27 protein-coding genes are annotated in these 16,926 nt (G+C 62.2%); 8 read left to right on the forward strand and 19 right to left on the reverse strand.

Annotated features, from left to right (window positions below; translation table 11 throughout):
• Positions 1-485 precede the first annotated feature (485 nt).
• Positions 486-800 (forward strand): TraR/DksA C4-type zinc finger protein, encoded by a 315-nt coding sequence (locus SZ64_RS17485; RefSeq protein WP_054531975.1) that lies wholly within the window; start codon positions 486-488, stop codon positions 798-800.
• Positions 801-842: 42 nt separating this feature from the next.
• On the opposite strand, the gene grxD is transcribed toward SZ64_RS17485, so the two are convergent.
• The 7 genes from grxD to SZ64_RS17520 form a co-directional block, all read right to left on the reverse strand.
• Positions 843-1,172: a Grx4 family monothiol glutaredoxin gene (grxD, locus tag SZ64_RS17490; protein WP_054531976.1), complete on the reverse strand. Its 330-nt coding sequence runs from the start codon at positions 1,170-1,172 to the stop codon at positions 843-845.
• 36 nt (positions 1,173-1,208) lie between these two features.
• Positions 1,209-1,442, reverse strand: coding sequence for a BolA family transcriptional regulator (locus tag SZ64_RS17495; RefSeq protein WP_054531977.1), 234 nt, complete (start codon positions 1,440-1,442; stop codon positions 1,209-1,211).
• Between the two features lie 3 nt (positions 1,443-1,445).
• Positions 1,446-1,769, reverse strand: a complete 324-nt coding sequence (locus SZ64_RS17500) for a DUF1476 domain-containing protein (protein WP_054531978.1) — start codon at positions 1,767-1,769, stop codon at positions 1,446-1,448.
• A gap of 49 nt (positions 1,770-1,818) precedes the next feature.
• The gene (gene leuD / locus SZ64_RS17505) at positions 1,819-2,421 is read right to left on the reverse strand and encodes a 3-isopropylmalate dehydratase small subunit (protein ID WP_054531979.1); all 603 of its coding nucleotides are present in this window, start codon (positions 2,419-2,421) and stop codon (positions 1,819-1,821) included.
• On the reverse strand, positions 2,421-2,642 hold the full coding sequence (locus SZ64_RS17510; RefSeq protein WP_347230273.1) for an isopropylmalate isomerase: 222 nt from the start codon (positions 2,640-2,642) through the stop codon (positions 2,421-2,423). The genes leuD and SZ64_RS17510 overlap by 1 nt, the downstream gene beginning before the upstream one ends.
• Before the next feature lie 31 nt (positions 2,643-2,673).
• Positions 2,674-4,107 carry a 3-isopropylmalate dehydratase large subunit gene (leuC, locus tag SZ64_RS17515; protein ID WP_054531980.1) on the reverse strand — a complete coding sequence of 478 codons (1,434 nt, stop codon included), beginning with the start codon at positions 4,105-4,107 and terminating at the stop codon, positions 2,674-2,676.
• Positions 4,108-4,183: 76 nt separating this feature from the next.
• On the reverse strand, positions 4,184-4,549 hold the full coding sequence (locus SZ64_RS17520) for a hypothetical protein (protein WP_054531981.1): 366 nt from the start codon (positions 4,547-4,549) through the stop codon (positions 4,184-4,186).
• A 186-nt stretch (positions 4,550-4,735) separates the two neighbouring features.
• Here SZ64_RS17520 and SZ64_RS17525 point away from each other — a divergent pair, with 186 nt between their 5' ends.
• Complete coding sequence (locus tag SZ64_RS17525; RefSeq protein ID WP_054531982.1) at positions 4,736-5,137, forward strand: thioesterase family protein; 402 nt, start codon at positions 4,736-4,738, stop codon at positions 5,135-5,137.
• A 16-nt stretch (positions 5,138-5,153) separates the two neighbouring features.
• Positions 5,154-5,672: a sterol desaturase family protein gene (locus SZ64_RS17530; protein ID WP_054531983.1), complete on the forward strand. Its 519-nt coding sequence runs from the start codon at positions 5,154-5,156 to the stop codon at positions 5,670-5,672.
• Between the two features lie 808 nt (positions 5,673-6,480).
• Here the strand turns inward: SZ64_RS17530 and SZ64_RS17535 are convergent.
• From SZ64_RS17535 to SZ64_RS18845, 10 genes are all read right to left on the reverse strand, one after another.
• On the reverse strand, positions 6,481-6,891 hold the full coding sequence (locus SZ64_RS17535; protein ID WP_054531984.1) for a SufE family protein: 411 nt from the start codon (positions 6,889-6,891) through the stop codon (positions 6,481-6,483).
• 24 nt (positions 6,892-6,915) lie between these two features.
• A complete protein-coding gene (locus SZ64_RS17540; RefSeq protein ID WP_054531985.1) occupies positions 6,916-7,167 on the reverse strand; it encodes a hypothetical protein in 252 nt (83 codons plus the stop codon).
• The gene (locus SZ64_RS17545) at positions 7,167-7,463 is read right to left on the reverse strand and encodes a hypothetical protein (protein ID WP_054531986.1); all 297 of its coding nucleotides are present in this window, start codon (positions 7,461-7,463) and stop codon (positions 7,167-7,169) included. The genes SZ64_RS17540 and SZ64_RS17545 overlap by 1 nt, the downstream gene beginning before the upstream one ends.
• A gap of 10 nt (positions 7,464-7,473) precedes the next feature.
• Entirely contained in the window at positions 7,474-7,824 is a 351-nt protein-coding gene (locus tag SZ64_RS17550; protein ID WP_054531987.1) for a hypothetical protein, read from the reverse strand.
• Between the two features lie 26 nt (positions 7,825-7,850).
• Positions 7,851-8,219 (reverse strand): hypothetical protein, encoded by a 369-nt coding sequence (locus SZ64_RS17555; RefSeq protein WP_054531988.1) that lies wholly within the window; start codon positions 8,217-8,219, stop codon positions 7,851-7,853.
• Positions 8,219-8,521 (reverse strand): hypothetical protein, encoded by a 303-nt coding sequence (locus tag SZ64_RS17560; protein ID WP_054531989.1) that lies wholly within the window; start codon positions 8,519-8,521, stop codon positions 8,219-8,221. The genes SZ64_RS17555 and SZ64_RS17560 overlap by 1 nt, the downstream gene beginning before the upstream one ends.
• Before the next feature lie 27 nt (positions 8,522-8,548).
• Positions 8,549-8,926, reverse strand: coding sequence for an envelope stress response membrane protein PspC (gene pspC / locus SZ64_RS17565; protein ID WP_054531990.1), 378 nt, complete (start codon positions 8,924-8,926; stop codon positions 8,549-8,551).
• On the reverse strand, positions 8,923-9,228 hold the full coding sequence (gene pspB / locus SZ64_RS17570; protein ID WP_054531991.1) for an envelope stress response membrane protein PspB: 306 nt from the start codon (positions 9,226-9,228) through the stop codon (positions 8,923-8,925). The genes pspC and pspB overlap by 4 nt, the downstream gene beginning before the upstream one ends.
• Positions 9,229-9,231: 3 nt before the next feature.
• The gene (gene pspA, locus SZ64_RS17575; protein ID WP_054531992.1) at positions 9,232-9,918 is read right to left on the reverse strand and encodes a phage shock protein PspA; all 687 of its coding nucleotides are present in this window, start codon (positions 9,916-9,918) and stop codon (positions 9,232-9,234) included.
• A 209-nt stretch (positions 9,919-10,127) separates the two neighbouring features.
• A complete protein-coding gene (locus SZ64_RS18845) occupies positions 10,128-10,283 on the reverse strand; it encodes a hypothetical protein (protein ID WP_193391539.1) in 156 nt (51 codons plus the stop codon).
• A gap of 152 nt (positions 10,284-10,435) precedes the next feature.
• Here SZ64_RS18845 and pspF point away from each other — a divergent pair, with 152 nt between their 5' ends.
• Positions 10,436-11,455, forward strand: coding sequence for a phage shock protein operon transcriptional activator (pspF, locus tag SZ64_RS17580; protein WP_054531993.1), 1,020 nt, complete (start codon positions 10,436-10,438; stop codon positions 11,453-11,455).
• A 3-nt stretch (positions 11,456-11,458) separates the two neighbouring features.
• Here pspF and rnk read toward each other — a convergent pair whose 3' ends face one another.
• Positions 11,459-11,863: a nucleoside diphosphate kinase regulator gene (gene rnk / locus SZ64_RS17585; protein WP_054531994.1), complete on the reverse strand. Its 405-nt coding sequence runs from the start codon at positions 11,861-11,863 to the stop codon at positions 11,459-11,461.
• Between the two features lie 271 nt (positions 11,864-12,134).
• On the opposite strand from rnk, the gene SZ64_RS17590 reads away from it, so the two are divergent.
• Positions 12,135-13,004 carry a hypothetical protein gene (locus tag SZ64_RS17590; RefSeq protein WP_054531995.1) on the forward strand — a complete coding sequence of 290 codons (870 nt, stop codon included), beginning with the start codon at positions 12,135-12,137 and terminating at the stop codon, positions 13,002-13,004.
• A gap of 21 nt (positions 13,005-13,025) precedes the next feature.
• Here the strand turns inward: SZ64_RS17590 and SZ64_RS17595 are convergent, their stop codons facing one another.
• Positions 13,026-13,676, reverse strand: coding sequence for a heme-binding beta-barrel domain-containing protein (locus tag SZ64_RS17595; protein ID WP_054531996.1), 651 nt, complete (start codon positions 13,674-13,676; stop codon positions 13,026-13,028).
• Positions 13,677-13,904: 228 nt separating this feature from the next.
• On the opposite strand from SZ64_RS17595, the gene rimP reads away from it, so the two are divergent.
• From rimP to SZ64_RS17610, 3 genes are read left to right on the forward strand one after another with little or no spacing between them, the layout of a single operon-like run.
• Positions 13,905-14,495, forward strand: a complete 591-nt coding sequence (gene rimP / locus SZ64_RS17600; protein WP_054531997.1) for a ribosome maturation protein RimP — start codon at positions 13,905-13,907, stop codon at positions 14,493-14,495.
• A gap of 5 nt (positions 14,496-14,500) precedes the next feature.
• Entirely contained in the window at positions 14,501-16,135 is a 1,635-nt protein-coding gene (gene nusA / locus SZ64_RS17605) for a transcription termination factor NusA (RefSeq protein WP_054531998.1), read from the forward strand.
• Positions 16,116-16,877: a DUF448 domain-containing protein gene (locus SZ64_RS17610; RefSeq protein ID WP_054531999.1), complete on the forward strand. Its 762-nt coding sequence runs from the start codon at positions 16,116-16,118 to the stop codon at positions 16,875-16,877. The genes nusA and SZ64_RS17610 overlap by 20 nt, the downstream gene beginning before the upstream one ends.
• Positions 16,878-16,926: the final 49 nt, after the last annotated feature.

Raw genomic sequence — 16,926 nt, forward strand, 5'->3', positions numbered from 1 at the left:
GGCCCTTAACCCATTCCGTGAAGATTTATGCGTTTGATTAAACGGCGTTCCAAACAGGCACAGGTTACATCTGAAAGGATTGGGATCGCTGGCCGCGCAGTGCCATGCGCCTCGTATTTCAGTGGGCCTGAGATGGCTGGAGCAGGTCGGGGAAACCTTCGAGCAAGAGGCGGGACCGGGAGACCAGGTTTGGGGGACAGGGACGGTCCCGCCTCTATTCGAAGACTAGGAGTACCAGGAGAACAGGTACGTCCCTGATATTGCAACCACCGTGCCAGTTTTGAGCTGTTTCGCTTTCTTGCCCATCACGATGGTTTGCACCAGGTTAACGGAATTCGGGCCTGTAAGGCAGGCCGACACAATTCGGCGGAATGGCCGAAATGCGTGTCGGAATCTTGACGCTGGCTTTTGATTGGGCGCAATGTCGCAGGCCGAAATGCCGGGCAGACAGCCTTGGAGAAGGCAGCAACATCGGAGCAGGACGGATGAGCGATTACAGTGAAGTGGAAACGGCGCTCAAGGCGCGGCTTGTCGAGCTTACCGCGCGTGCCGAAGAGATCGAGGACGACCTGCGTCACCCGCTGGACGCGGATTCGGAAGAGCAGGCAATCGATCTGGCCGATGACGAGGCACTGGCGGGTGTGGATACCGTGCTGCGCAATGAGATCATGGCAACCCGCGCGGCGTTGCAGCGGATCGAAGATGGCACTTACGGCACTTGCGCCAATTGTGGCGGAGAGATCAACGAAATGCGCCTGAAGGCCCAGCCCACGGCGACTTTATGCATCAATTGCGCCTGAAATGAAGAAAACCCCGGACCACAAGGCCCGGGGAGCTTCGAATTATTCGGCCTTGGCGACCTGTGCGTCCTGCATCAGCTGCTGCAGTTCGCCAGCTTCGAACATTTCCATCATGATGTCGCTGCCGCCGACGAATTCGCCCTTCACGTAGAGCTGGGGGATGGTCGGCCAGTCGGAAAAGCTCTTGATGCCCTGGCGAATTTCCATGTCCTGCAGCACGTCCACACTGCCATAGGCCACGCCGAGATGGTCGAGGATCGCCACCGCGCGGCTGGAAAAGCCACATTGCGGGAAGAGCGGAGTGCCCTTCATGAACAGGACGACGTCGTTCGAATTCACGATGTCGGAAATGCGGGCATTGGTATCGGACATGGGTGTAATCCCGGAAAATTCGTTTGGTTCTGACCGTCAGTTGGGAACGGCGGTGGTCAGTTGCAAGGCATGGAGCGCGCCGCCCATGCGACCGCCCAATGCCTCGTAGACCAGCTTGTGCTGCTGCACGCGGCTTTTGCCCGTGAAGGCGGACGAAACCACACGTGCCGAATAATGATCGCCATCGCCAGCAAGGTCGGTGATTTCCACCGACGCATCGGGCAGGGCGGCCCTGATCAGCGCCGCAATATCGTCAGCCGCCATCGCCATAGGTCAGACTTCGCCCATCAGCTGGCGGCGGGCTTCGACGGTCTTCTCATCGAGCGCGGCGCGCACGCCTGCCTCGTCGATGTCGATGCCGGCGCCAACCAGATCGCCCAGAACCTTGCGGATCACGTCCTCATGGCCGGCTTCTTCGAAATCGGCCTGCACGACCGACTTGGCATAGGCTTCGGTCTCTTCCGGGGTCAGCCCCATCTTGGCCGCAGCCCACAGGCCCAGCAGCTTGTTGCTGCGCGCGGCCACGCGGAAAGCGGTTTCCTCGTCCATTGCATATTTGCGCTCTTCAGCGCGCTCGCGGTCCTGGAAATCGGTCATCTAGAGAATCCCTCGAAACAAAGCTGAAATCAGATAACGCGCGGCGTGCTTACGCCGCAAGGCCGGTTCCCTTGGCGAACCAGGGCATGTCTTTTGCCTGACGCGCCTCATAGGCCGAAATCGTGTCGCTGCGGGCCAGAGTCATGCCCACTTCGTCCAGCCCTTCCAGCAGGCAATGCTTGCGGAACGGGTCGATCTCGAAATTGAAACGGTCCTGGAACGGGGTCGTCACCGTCTGATGCTCGAGGTCGATCGAGATCGGATCGGTCTCGGCCACTTCCATCAGCCGGTCGATCGCTTCTTGCGGAAGGACGACGGTAAGAATGCCGTTCTTGAAGGCGTTGCCGGAAAAGATGTCGGAAAAGCTAGGGGCGATCACGGCCTTCACACCCATGTCCAGCAAGGCCCATGCGGCATGTTCGCGGCTCGATCCGCAGCCGAAATTGTCGCCCGCCACAATGATCGGTGCGCCTTTGACGTCTTCCCGGTCGAAGACATTGGCGGGGTCCTTGCGCAGCGCTTCGAAAGCGCCGCGGCCGAGGCCCTCGCGGCTGATCGTCTTCAGCCAGTGGGCGGGAATGATGATGTCGGTATCGACATTCTTCATCCCGAAAGGATAGGCGCGGCCTTCAACCTGGCGCACGGGTTCCATCAATCGGTCTCCGGAGGCTCGCCCGAGGGAATGGGCGGCAATTGTTCGGGCTTGTTCTTATGCTTGCGGCGGTTGGCGAACATCACTGCGGCGGCGACGGCGGCGGAACCGATCCCGATTGCCGCGCCCGCAATGGCAGCCTTTGTGCCCACGCCCATGCCGGAATCGGACTTGGCAGCCCGGTTCTTCGACTTCTCGCTCTTCGGTGTGTTGTCGGTCATGGCAGAAAGATGGGGTAGGCCGCGCTTGCGGTCAATCCACCAGCTCCCTCACATCGGTAAGGCGGCCGGTGACGGCGGCGGCGGCCGCCATTGCCGGGCTGACGAGGTGCGTGCGCGCGCCGGGGCCCTGACGGCCTACGAAGTTGCGGTTGCTGGTGCTGGCGCAGCGCTCGCCTGCGGGCACCTTGTCCGGGTTCATGCCGAGGCAGGCCGAACAGCCCGGTTCGCGCCATTCCAGGCCCGCTTCGATGAAGATCTTGTCCAGACCCTCTTCCTCGGCCTGATGCTTCACCAGGCCGGAGCCGGGCACGACAATAGCCCATTTGACGTTGTCGGCCTTCTTGCGGCCCTTCAGAACCTTGGCGGCGGCGCGCAGATCCTCGATCCGGCTGTTGGTGCACGAACCGATGAAGATGTTCTGGACTTCGATGTCCGTCATCTTCTGGCCCGGCTCCAGCCCCATATAGTCAAGGCTGGCCTGTGCGGCCTTCTGCTTGGAAGGATCGGCAAAGCTTTCCGGCGCCGGAACCACGCCGCCGATGGCGACGGTGTCTTCCGGGCTGGTGCCCCATGTAACGGTGGGCTGCACATCGGCTGCGTCGATCACCACGCTTTTGTCGAAGGTCGCGCCTTCATCGGTGCGCAGGCTGGCCCACCACGCCACGGCACGATCCCAGTCTTCGCCCTTGGGTGCATATTGGCGGCCCTTGAGATAGGCGAAGGTCTTCTCGTCAGGCGCGACGAGGCCGGCGCGGGCACCGCCTTCGATCGACATGTTGCACACCGTCAGGCGGCTTTCGATTGACATGTCCTCGAAAGCCTTGCCGCGATATTCGATCACATGGCCGGTGCCGCCGGCCGTGCCGATCACGCCGATGATGTGCAGGATCAGATCCTTGGCGGTCACGCCGGGCAGCAATTCGCCCTCGACGCGGATTTCCATCGTCTTCGACTGCTTGAGCAGCAGCGTCTGCGTGGCCAGCACATGCTCGACCTCGCTGGTGCCGATGCCGAAGGCCAGCGCGCCGATACCGCCATGGCAGGAGGTGTGGCTGTCGCCGCAGACGATGGTGGCGCCGGGTAGGGAGAAGGCCGTTTCCGGCCCCACCACATGCACGATGCCCTGATTGATGTCCGTCGGCCCGATATAGCGCACGCCGAATTCAGGCGCGTTCTTTTCCAGCGCGGCGAGCTGCTGGGCGCTTTCGGCATCCGCGATGGGAATGCGCTTGCCCGCTGCGTCAACGCGGGCGGTGGTCGGCAGATTGTGATCGGGGACCGCCAGTGTCAGCTCCGGGCGGCGGACCTTGCGGCCGCTGAGGCGAAGCGCCTCGAATGCCTGCGGGCTGGTCACCTCGTGGACGAGGTGGCGGTCGATGAACAGGATGCTAGTGCCGTCTTCACGGCGCTCAACTTCGTGAGCGTCCCAGATCTTCTCGTAAAGGGTGCGGGGTCGGCTGGCCATGGCGGGCGACCTAGGCTCGCCGGCCCCGCAAGACAAGGGAGGAAAAGTTGGCCGGGCTCAAGCCGGGCCTTGATGGTCACCGGCGATGGTCACCGGGGCGGCCCTGAGGGGCGCGGTCACGGTCGGCCACTTCGGCGGCGATCTGGCGCTTCACGCTGTCGATCCGCTGGTCGAGGATCCGCTCTTCAGTCCGGGTCAGACCGTTCTTGGCATAGCGCGCATGCAGATTCTGCAGCTGGTCGACCTTGCGTTCGAGGCGGTCGGCCTCGCGCTGCGAGATCAGGCGGCGTTCCTGCGCCCGGTCGATCTGGCGGTCGAGCTGGGCGATTTCCTGGCGGTAGCTGTCGCGGCCCTGCCAGCTTGCAGCAGAGGCGGGGACGGCGGCGCCCAGCACCAGCGAGGCTGCGATGGCAGGGGCAATCAGCTTGGCGAGACGGTTCATGGCTTTCATCCTTCGCTAGTTCAAAACTTCACGGCTTGTTCCGTGTGTTCAGAAATATGGCCAATTAGATGAATACCAGAGATACGGACGGTCGCAGCATTGCGGCGAATTGTAACAAAATGTCTTTGTTGCACTGCGGCGGTGGGAGTCATTGAAACGTCCCTAAAGGAGATGTAACTTACACCTATGTCAGCAGCTCCGTACAAGTTCCCGATCACGATCCTGCCCAGCGATATCGACTTCATGGGCCACGTGAATAACGCCCGCTATCTCAGCTGGGTGCAGGATGCCGTGCTCTCGCACTGGAAGAAGCTGGCTCCGGCGGATACCGCTGCCTCGCGCCTTTGGGTCGCACTGAAGCACGAGATTACCTATCGCAAACCCGCTTTCCTCGATGACGAGGTGATTGCCCGCACCGTGCTGGAACAGGTGCATGGCGCCCGCGCCTTTTATCACACGATCATCGAGCGGGGGGAGGAAGTGCTGGCCGAAGTGCAGTCCTGCTGGTGCTGCATCGATGCTGAAACGCTGCGGCCTGCGCGGATCGGTGAAGAAATTCGCCGGTTCTTTTTCCAGCCGAAGGATTGAACTATAAGGTAGCGCGATGGATGCGCTTCTTCCCCTGCTTATCGTGATCGCTACCGCCGCTGCCATGGAAGGCGTGGCCTGGGGCAGCCATAAATATATCATGCATGGCTGGGGCTGGGGCTGGCACCGTGACCACCACGAGCCGCACGAAAACCTGCTGGAGAAGAACGATCTCTACGCCATCGTCGGCGCCGCGCTGAGCATTTCGATGTTCGCCGTGGGCAGCCCCTGGGTGATGGGCGCAGATGCGTGGTGGCCTGGCACCTGGATCGGGCTGGGCGTGCTGGTCTACGGGATCATCTACACGCTGGTACATGATGGCCTCGTTCATCAGCGCTATTTTCGCTATGTTCCGCGCAGCGGCTATCTCAAGCGACTGGTGCAGGCCCACAACCTCCACCACGCGACCGTGGGCAAGGAAGGTGGGGTCAGCTTCGGCTTCCTGGTGGCGCGCGATCCGGCACAGCTGAAGGCCGAACTGAAGCGCCAGCGCGAGGCGGGCGTCGCCGTGGTGCGCGACAGCGCGGGGGCTTAAGCGGCGTAGGCAAAGTCCAGCTTAAGCTTCAACGGCCGCTTTTCAGTTGGCCGTTTCCGGGGCTTAGGCGCCAATAGCTGTCATTCTGGACACGGCAACATTGCAAACGTTTGCACGATCGTCATGCTGAACTTGTTTCAGCATCCATCCGTCCGCACGAACCGCCGTGCGATCCGGAGAAATGGATCCTGAAACAAGTTCAGGATGACGGGTTAAGATGGTCAGCCATTCATCCCAACCTTGCCGAAAGTCGCCTTTCCGGAAACGACAGCATTGCGGACCCTCCGCTCACCGAAGATCGATGCGAGCGCATTCAAATTCGACGAGGCTGCCTGTCTCAATCCCTCCCGGCAACGGGACTGGCTCTTCAAGGCGTAGGCCGCCGATCTCAAGAAGCCCTCGCTCCTTATCGACTACGAGTGCCACACCTCGATGCTGATACTGTGGGCCGATATGTTCAAGCTGAGGGACCGTTTGATAAGTGAGCATAAACACGGTCGAATCAAAAAGTTGCAGTGGCTCGGTAATCTCCGCTCCCACTTCAAAGGAACAGGGATAACAGAAGGCTTCGCAGTTGTGCCGTCCGTCACTGACGACAACCGTTGCCGAATCTGAGCCCGGGTCGAACGGAGTGACTGTTACGACATGCATGCGCGAAGATTATCATCCGTGCTGGGCGTGTGATATTTTATTCCACCTGATGTTCAATGACCGTTCTCCACAACATTCCTGTCATTTAGGTCGCAGGCAGTACTCTCAGATATCAGACGCTCATGCAGGTCCGCATTTGCTCACACCGCCCAGGTCGTTAGCCCGCCGCAGCGATTCGGGCGGCGTGTTCTTTCACCAGTGCGATCATGTTGGGCACGCCCTGCGTGCGGTTGGAACTGAGCTGTTTTTTCAGCTCGAACGGTTCCAGCGCGGCCGTGATGTCCATCGCCGCCACTTCCGATGCGGGCTTGTCCTGCACCGCGCTCAGCACCAGCGCAACAATGCCCTTGGTGATCGCGGCGTTGCTGTCTGCCAGGAAGTGCAATGCTTCGCCCGCCTGAGTGGGATAGACCCAGACCTTGGCTGAACAGCCGCGCACCAGCGTGGCATCGGTTTTCAGTGCATCGGGCATGTCTTCCAGCTCGCGGCCGAGTTCGATCAACAGGCGATAGCGTTCGTCGCCCTCAAGGAATTCGTATTCTTCGCGGATGTCGTCAAGGCTGCGCATGGGCGCGGCTCTAGCAATCCTGTCCTAGAGGTCCACCCCCGATGCGATGGCTTCCAGCTTGCGGATGCGTTCCTTCAGGTCCGCCAGTTCGATGCGGGCGGCGCCTTCGCCAGCCCGGCCTTCGATCTCGACATGGGGGCGGCGGGCATCCAGTTCCCTGCCTTTCAGCGCAAGCCAGCCCTGCCAGCCGCGCAGCGCGGTGGTGGAAAGGATCGCCAGGCCGAGCAAGGCGATGCAGGCGATCAGCAAATCGTCGCTCAGGATCTGGCTCAGCATCAGGCATCTCCTTTCGGCGCAGCCTCAAGGCTGCGCAGGCTTTCGATCTCTGCGGCAATGGCTCGGGCATCGCGGCCCGATCCGGTGTGGCTGTCGGTGGCAATCCGTTCGAGCACCTTTACCCGCTCGCGCAGTTCCGCAACTTCACGTTCCAGCGCTTCGTTTTGCTGGCCGAGCCTGAACTGATTGCCTGACGAATCCTGCCCGATGCCGGCCTGGGCGCGGTAGCGCGAGGACATCGTCCCGGCGATTGCGCAGATCAGCACTATCAGGACAAGGACTGTACCGAATCCCATCTTATCCTCCTCAATGGTCCTGCGGGTCGCGCAGGGGCCTGCTCTGCCCAAGGGCCTTGCTGTCGTTGTCGCGCAGGGCTTCGATCTCGCTGGCGAGATTGTAGCTGCGGTCGGTCACGATGCGTTCGAGCACTGCCAGCCGGTCTTCCGACGCTTCGAGCCGGTCGATCAGGCGGGCGTTTTCGGCGCGCAGCACTTCCACTTCCTCGCTCTCGTCCCGGCGGCCGCGGTTCCGGCCATGGTGGCCGAAGGGGCCGCGCTGGCCCGCATCGCCATGCCGGGCGCGGATCCAGCTTTTCACTACTCCGGCCAGCATCGCCATGGCGATGATCGCAAGCACGAATTCGGCACCGTATTGCATGTATCGAACTCCCCTTTTCGCGGCGTTCAGTTCACGGATTTTTCGCGGGTGGCGTCCGGCAACGGCGCCGGTTCAGGCTCGCGCAGGCTTTCGATCTGCCGGGCCAGGTCGAAGCCCTTGTCGGTCACGATCCGCTCCACCACGGCCATGCGATCCTTCACGGAGGCCAGCTCGGCGCGCAGCGAGGCGTTTTCCTGGGTTAGCAGGCGCACGCGCTGCATCGCTTCGGAATTGAGTTCCGGCTTCAGCGACTGGCCCCACATGCCTTCCAGCGGATAGCCGTGCTGGATGCGCAGCTTGGTGGTGTGCATCCAGCCCCAAATGCCCGCCAGGCTGACCACGAAGGCGCCGCCGACGATCCAGCCGAGATAGGGCAGGAAATCTTGCGCGCTCATCAGATGCGCTCCTTTTCGCGGTTGCTTGCCGGCAGTTCCACCTTGTGCGTGTCGCGCAGGGCCTCGATCTGGCTGGCAATGTCATAGCCATTGTCGGTCACGATCCGCTCCAGCACGCGCACGCGCTCCTCCAGATCCCTGATCTGGCCGGCATATTGCGCGGCGCGTTCCGCCGAGGCGCCTGCCATGGAATTGGCCTGCATTTCCGCGATCTTCTGCTGGTGCTTCGTCCAGATCGCGATGATTGGAATGGACATGCCCAGAATCGGAATCATCAGGGCCAGAGTGCCTGCGTCCAACATAATTCCCCCCTCTTGGTCCTTCGCGTCTCAGCGCAGGTTTTCGATTTCCGCGGAAAGGCGCGGATTGCTGGAGACGTAATAGCTTTCCACCTCGGCCAGACGCCGGTCGATGTCGCGGAAACGGGCGCGGATTTCGCGCGCGGTGCGCTTGGGCGACTGGCGCACACGCTGCCAGTATTTCTGCTCGTCCCGGTCCACATAAAGGTCTGCCGGCTTCTTCTGGACGAACATGGCCAATGCGAAATAGGCCAGCGGGATGAAGCCCACGCCCATCACCGTCAGTGCGACAGTAGCCAGCCTGATCCACAGGACGTTGACGCCGGTATAGTCTGCAATACCTGCGCAGACGCCGAAGACTTTGCCATTCTGCGTGTCGCGGTAAAGCATTGTGCGGGGGCTATTCACTTGCGGTCTCCCTTTTCAGCCAGCATGCGATCGAGTTCGCGCAGGCGCTGGTTGTCCACTTCCAGATCGTGGTGAATGCGTGCGGGTTTGAAGTCCGAATGGTCGGATGCGACGAGCCGCTCGACCGTGTCCATGCGCTCATCCAGGCGACGGGCGAGCTGGTAGAGTTCCTCCAGCAGGACTTCATCGTCGGTGGTGATCGTCGCCGCGGTCTTCCACTTGGTGATGTAGTGAAGGATGATCCAGGGAAGGCCGACGAACAGGCCCAGGATGGCAACCATCGGAATAAGTGCGTCATCCATAGCTTAGCCCCCCTTGCTTTCGTCGCCCATGCCGAGCGCACGCTTCATTTCTTCCAGTTCCTCGTCGATCTTGTCCGATCCGGCGAGGGCGTTGATCTCGTCGGCCAGGCTCGGCTGGCCGCCTTCGGCAATCCGCAGCGCATCGGCGCGGCCTTCGGCATAATCCACCCGGCGCTCCAACTGGTCGAAGCGGGCCATTGCCTCGTCCACCCGTTCGGTGGCGAGCAGGGTGCGCAGCTTCACGCGGTTTTCCGCGCTTTCCAGCCGCGCTGCGATCTGGCTCTGGCGGCTGCGGGCTTCGCGCAGGCGGTTCTGCAGTTTCTGGATGTCATCCTCATAGGCGCGCAGGGCATCGTCCAGCACGGTGATTTCCGCCCTGAGCTGTTCGGCCATGTCGCCTGCCTTGCGCTTTTCGACCAGCGCTGCACGCGCCAGGTCTTCGCGGGCCTTGGACAGGGCAAGCTGGGCCTTTTCGCCCCAATCCGCCTGAAGCCGTTCCAGCTTCATCGTGTGACGGTGCATTTCCTTCTGGTCCGCAATTGTGCGCGCCGCACTGGCGCGAACTTCCACCAGCGTTTCCTCCATTTCCAGAATGATCATGCGGATCATCTTGGCCGGGTCTTCGGCCTGATCCAGCAGATCGCTGAAATTGGCGGCGATGATGTCGCGGGTACGAGAGAAAATGCCCATCCAGGGAACTCCACCAAAAGTTGCATTACGGGAAGTCGGGTCAGCTTTGTGCCGCAGCCGCTCTACCTCGGAAGCGAGGCGAACGCGACGCGGCTCTTCCCCGCTGAGGGCGGGAGCGCGGTTGCCGGAACGGCTGGGCTGTGTCCCGTCCATCCGGATTGCCCGGCGCTCTGCCCCGATCGGGCCGAGCGGAGTGTCGTCCGCCTTGCTCACGCCAGCTCCACGACCTGCGTGGCCAGCGCCAGCGGCACGGGTGCCGCCTGCAGCTGCTGGCTGAGCGCAAGTATGTTGAAGGCCAGCATGGCGGCCAGACTGATGATCGCGGCCTTGCCCAGCTTGCTGCTGAAAAATTGGCGGTCAAACATGGATCGGTTCCCTCCAGAAATCATGCCACGGAATTAGCAAGGGGCGTGCCAAATCGCGCGGAGGGCGGAAATCGGGCAAATTTGCGTTTGGGGTAGGAATTGGTGTTGGGAAATATTGCCACCTGTTGGGAAAATGCGCTATTTGCTGGCGCATGGATCGGGGCAACCAGTTCATCGGGCAATCCGGGGCCTTTCTCGATGCGGTGGAGCGCGCCAGCCGCGCCGCGCCCATGCGCCGCCCGGTGCTCGTCATCGGCGAGCGCGGGACGGGTAAGGAACTGATCGCCGAACGCCTCCATCGCCTGTCCAACCGCTGGGAAGAACCGCTGGTTACGATGAACTGCGCGGCGCTGCCTGAAACCCTGATCGAGGCCGAACTGTTCGGCCATGAGGCAGGAGCTTTCACTGGCGCTACCAGGGCGCGCGAGGGAAGGTTCGAGGAAGCCGACCGGGGCACGCTGTTTCTCGACGAACTGGCGACATTGTCCATGGGCGCGCAGGAGCGCCTGCTGCGCGCGGTGGAATATGGCGAGGTGACCCGCATCGGTTCCTCCCGCCCGATCCGGGTGGATGTGCGCATCGTGGCGGCCACGAACGAGGATCTGCCGCGCATGGCGAAGGAAGGCCGCTTCCGGTCCGACCTGCTCGACCGGCTGAGTTTCGAGGTCATCACCCTTCCGCCGCTGCGTGTGCGGGAAGGGGATATTGCTGTTCTGGCCGAGTATTTCGGCCGCCGTATGGCTGCTGAACTGGGGTGGGAAGCCTGGCCGGGCTATGCCCCGCATGTCCAGCGACAGCTCGACGATTATGTCTGGCCCGGCAATGTCCGCGAATTGCGCAATGTGGTGGAACGGGCCGTTTATCGCTGGGACGATTGGGACGAACCGATCGGCCACGTGCAGTTCGATCCGTTCGACAGCCCTTGGAAACCGGTGGGCGAACGGGTGCACAAGGGCACCGAGATTGTGCACAAGGCGCCCGAGGCTATGCTCAAGGCGCCCGAGCACGATCAGGTAACCGATCTGCGCGCGGCGGTGGACGCGCATGAGAAGGCGATCCTCGAACACGCACTGGGCCGCTACCGCTGGAACCAGCGGCAGACGGCCAAGGCGCTCGGGCTAACCTACGATCAGCTTCGCCACTGCATCCGCAAGCACGGGCTTGTTCAATAGGGATCAGGCTGGCTGGGCTACCTTGCGGATGGTCAGCACGCGCTCGCTGCCATTGCGGGCGGGCCAGATGATCGACTGCCCTTCGGCCAGCCCGATCAGACCGGCGCCCACCGGGGTGAGGACGGAGAGCTTGCCCGCAGCAATATCCGCCTGGCCGGGATAGACGAGCTGGATCGTATGGCCGCCTTCATGGGTGCCGTCCGCGAATTCCACGGTTGAGTTCATTGTCACCACGCCTGCCGGAACCTTCCCGGCTGGGTGAAGGCTGGCGCGGTCGATCTCGCGCAGCAGCAGCTCGCTGGCTTCCGGGAAACGCTCGCTATTGCCGATGGCGAGATTGGCGAGGCTTTCGGCCTCATTGTCGATCATGTGAATGGGCGGCCTGCGCGAGGCCTTGGTATTTGTCATGGTGCTGGCACCTCCGGACAGGAAACGATGCGGCCTGGTGCCGCGTTCGGTCTTGGAAGTTCGCCCCGGGCGCGGGGCGTGTGCGCACCGGACCCGGGGCTACATGCCCGCGAGGAGTTGACCACCCAGATGTCGGAAGAAGTGTCCGTGCATGGGCTAAGGCTGTCACCGGTGCGGCGGCAAGTCAATCGCTGCGGGACAAGGATGGTTCGGTTGGTGCTGGCGGCACACTGAATCTGGCAGCATAGTCCGCTGCAGGAAAGGGGGATCTATGCATTGGAAGGCGATTCTCGGCGCCGTTACTGTCTGTGCGCTTCAGGTGCCGGCAGCAGCGGAAGACATTGCACCGTCACCGGCTGAGGCGGAAGTGCCCTATGCCGCTGAGACGGCGCGGGCCGAGAAGCTTGGCCTGCAGATGTATCTTTACGATCAGGCAGCCTGGCTTGCGACAGACAGCTTCCTGCCGGACATGGGCAAGCTGCCGCAGAAGCAATTGCGCGGATATGTTGTGGTTCCGGGCCAGGGCGATCGGCTCGAGGCTGTGTTCTACGGCGAGGTAGATGGCGAACTGACAGAGTTTGCCCGATATGATGTCGATAAGGGCAAGGTCGTTTCCGGCGGCATACTGGCGAAAGCCGACAGGGTCGCGCTGTCACCTCTGGCGAAGCGCCTTGCCGATGCGCGCGCGGTGGCAATCGATGAAGTGATCGCCAAATCCTACGGCTTCTGTTCGGATCAGCAGCCCAACACGCTGACACTGCCGCCCGATGAGAACAATATCGTGTCGGTCTATGTGATGACCCCGCCCGTCACGAACGATTCCTATCCTTTGGGTGGCCATTACCGGGTCGACGTCGATGCGCAGGGCAAAGCCATCCATTCGCGGCGTTTCCTCAATTCCTGTTTTGAGGTGCAATACAGGAATGCGAAGGATGAAAACGGGAAACCGATGGAGCCGACGGCGCTAGTGGTGACGCATCTGCTCGATCCCTATCCGACCGAGATTCACGCATTCGCAAGCCGATATTTGCCGGTCGAACTGATGGTGGTCACGGTGGACAACAAGGCCATGTGGTCCGTGGTTCAGGGCGATATTGCCTATGCGGGCCAGCTTTCAGGCCTGGACGAGGCGGAGGATTGAAAGGGTAAGGGCAGGCGGGCCTCAGCCCGCGCCCTGTTCCCGTACGATCCTGAGCCAGGGGTTCATGTCCACTTCGCCCACCTTGGTCAGGCGATTGTTGTCGCGATGGTGGAAGGGTTCGGTCTGGCCGCGCACGGTCAGCACAGTGTCCTGCACATAGCTCCAGCTGCCGTCCTCGTGAAATTCCACTTCGATCGAGTAGGAATCGGTGCGGAAGGCCTGTTCGAGGAAGAAGGTGGAGGCAATGCCGTATTCGGTGGTGCCGCGCGATGCGGCCAGCTTCAATTTCGTATCGTCCGGCCCGGCGTGGCCCGATGCCAGCGCCACTTGCCCGCGCGGGATCGCCAGCGATTGCATGATGAGGCCGGTGGCAGGTTCCCATAGCCAGTAGCCCACCTGATCGTGGAACGTGATGTCCTCGTCCGGCGTGTTGACGTGCAGGTGATAGCGCAGGCCATAGAGCAGCTGCGGGCCGTTCGACTGGGGATCGATCGGCTGCATCACGATGCGTTCGTAATATTCGCTCTCGTCCGGGCCTTCCGCCTTGGGTGCGATGTCCGTGCCGCGATTGCCTTCCCAGATCCCCGCGAAGCGCCGCAACGGGCCGAGATTGGCCAGCGTATCGGGGTCCACATCTTCCTGTTCGGTGAAGATGTCCTCGGGAATTTGCATTCGTCGCTCCAGTTCGCAGAAGGGCAGCCTGTGCTTGTGCAAGCAGTCAAACCTGCCAGCGTCAAGCGCGACTCGGCGCTATGCGGGGCCTCGTCACTTTCCCTTGCATTTTGTTCGCCACACGCCTAATTGCAGCCCATCCCGACATTGTGATTCACGGTTTGGATGCTGGCGCCGCAGGGGGCCGGCCCGAAGCGCGTTTCCCACTGTCCGTCTACCGGAGTCTGCATGGCCGATATTGCGCGCCTTACTGAAGTGATCGAACCTGAGGCGAATGCCCTGGGGTTTGACCTTGTGCGCGTGAAGATGATCGGCGCCGAAGCGGGCGAGGGGGAACCTGCGCTGCAGATCATGGCGGAAGACCCGGCGACCGGGCAGCTGGTGATCGAACAATGCGCGGAACTTTCGCGCCGTATTTCCGACCGGATGGACGAATTGGAAGAGGCGGGCGAAGTGCTGGTGGAAGGGGCCTATCGCCTCGAAGTCAGCTCGCCCGGCATCGACCGCCCGCTGACCCGTCCGAAGGATTTCGCGAACTGGGCCGGCCACGAAGTGCGCGTCGCCCTGGCCGAAACGATTACCGGCGACGATGGCAAGCCGCGCAAGACCGTGAAGGGCGATCTTGCCGGGATCGAAGGCGATGTCGTCACCGTGGACGATGCCAAGGTAGGGCGGGTGCAATTCCCGCTGGAACTCATTCATTCGGCAAAGCTTGTGCTTACCGACAGGCTGATTGCCGCAACCCGTCCGCTCGACACTTCCGGCGCTGAGGAAGTGGATGAAGGCGCAGAAGAATTTCTCGAAGAAGAGGAAGGCTGATACCAATGGCCAGTGCGATTTCCGCCAACAAGGCAGAGCTGCTCGCGATTGCGAACTCCGTTGCCAGCGAGAAGATGATCGACAAGGCGATCGTCATCGAGGCGATGGAAGAAGCGATCCAGAAGGCTGCCCGTGCCCGTTACGGCGCCGAGAACGATATTCGTGCGAAGCTCGATCCCAAGACCGGCGACCTGCGCCTGTGGCGCGTCGTGGAAGTGGTCGAGGAAGTGGAAGACTATTTCAAGCAGGTCGATCTCAAGCAGGCCCAGAAGCTGGACAAGAATGCCGGCCTGGGTGACTTCATCGTCGATCCGCTGCCGCCGGTCGATCTTGGCCGTATCGACGCGCAGAGCGCCAAGCAGGTGATCTTCCAGAAGGTCCGCGATGCCGAGCGTGAACGCCAGTACGAAGAATTCAAGGACCGTGCGGGCGAAGTGATCACCGGCGTGATCAAGTCGGTCGAATTCGGCCATGTGATCGTCAATCTCGGCCGCGCCGAAGGCGTGATCCGCCGCGATCAGCAGATCCCCCGCGAAGCCGCCCGCGTGGGCGAGCGCGTGCGGGCGCTGATCCTGAAGGTGGAACGCAACAGCCGCGGCCCGCAGATCTTCCTTTCCCGCGCGCATCCGGAGTTCATGAAGAAGCTCTTCGCGCAGGAAGTGCCCGAAATCTACGATAGCATCATCGAGATCAAGGCCGCTGCCCGCGATCCGGGTTCGCGCGCCAAGATCGGCGTGATTAGCCGCGACAGCTCGATTGACCCGGTCGGCGCCTGCGTCGGCATGAAGGGCAGCCGCGTTCAGGCCGTGGTGCAGGAACTGCAGGGCGAAAAGATCGACATCATCCCCTGGAGCGAGGACACCGCGACTTTCGTGGTCAATGCCCTCCAGCCCGCCACCGTCAGCCGCGTGGTGATCGACGAGGAAGAAAGCCGCATCGAAGTTGTGGTGCCGGACGACCAGCTTTCGCTGGCCATCGGCCGCCGCGGCCAGAACGTGCGCCTTGCCAGCCAGCTGACCGGCAGCCAGATCGACATCATGACCGAGGCCGAGGCTTCGGAGAAGCGCCAGAAGGAATTCTCCGAGCGTTCCAAGATGTTCGAGGAAGAGCTGGACGTGGACGAGACGCTGTCGCAGCTGCTCGTGGCCGAAGGCTTCGCCGAGCTGGAAGAAGTCGCCTATGTGGGGATGGACGAGCTGGCTTCGATCGAAGGCTTCGACGAAGAACTGGCCGAAGAACTCCAGAACCGCGCCCGCGAAGCGCTCGATCGCCAGGAAGAGGCTGCCCGTCAGGAACGCCGCGCCCTGGGCGTGGAAGATGCGCTGGCCGAAATTCCGAACCTTACCGAAGCGATGCTGGTCACGCTCGGCAAGGCCGGGATCAAGACGCTGGACGATCTGGCCGATCTGGCCACCGATGAACTCATTGCCAAGAAGCGCAACGAACCGCGTCGCCGTGGTGACGGTCCGCCGGCGCGCCGCAATGCCCGCACCGAGGACAAGGCGGGCGTGCTTGGCGAATATGGCCTGACCGAAGAGCAGGGCAACGAGATCATCATGGCTGCCCGCGCACACTGGTTCGAAGACGAAGAACCGGTTGCTGACAATGGGGAGGCCGCCGATGCGGACACCCCGCAATGAGCCGCTAGGTTCCGACAGTTCCGCACTCCGCCCGCCGCGCAACCGCGCGGCCGGGACGGAGGAGGCGACTCCCGAACGCAAGTGCGTTCTCACCGGCCAGAACGGCTCGCGTGACGAATTCCTGCGTCTGGCGATTTCTCCCGACGGGCAGGTTCTGCCCGACGCGCTGGCCCGTGCACCGGGCCGGGGGGCGTGGATCGGTGTGACCCGTGCCGAACTGGACGAGGCGATTGCCTCGGGCAGGTTGCGCGGCGCGCTGGCGCGTGCCTTCAAGGGCGCCAAGCTCTCGCTTCCCGAAGATCTGGGCGCGATGGCGCAGGATGCACTGACGCGCGCATTTCTTCAGCGCCTCGGCCTCGAAATGCGGTCGGGAAAGCTTATATTGGGTTCTGACCGCATCGCGCAGCAGGCGCGGGGCGGGGCTGTCGCCTGGCTCGGCCATGCTGCCGATGCGAGCGACGATGGCTGCAGAAAGCTCGACCAGGCCTATCGTGTCGGCATGGATGCCGAAGGTTCGGGGCTGACGGGAGAGCGCTTGCCACTGGACCGCGCGGCTCTGTCTGTGGCATTGGGCCGCGATAATGTCGTCCATCTGGCGCTGGCTGACCACGGGTCGGCCGAAAGGGTCGCAATTCCCCTAAGGCGTCTGATGCGTTTCACGGGGGCATATCCTGCGGCTGAAGGCATTTCCCCGGAAGGGGCGGCGAACGGCGCCGCGCATCATGCCGAGGTTACCGGCTAGGGCCGGTGATTAACCACGGTACGGACGACGAATAGAGAATACGAAGGAT

It is taken from the genome of Erythrobacter sp. SG61-1L (genome assembly GCF_001305965.1).
Lineage (GTDB): Bacteria > Pseudomonadota > Alphaproteobacteria > Sphingomonadales > Sphingomonadaceae > Andeanibacterium.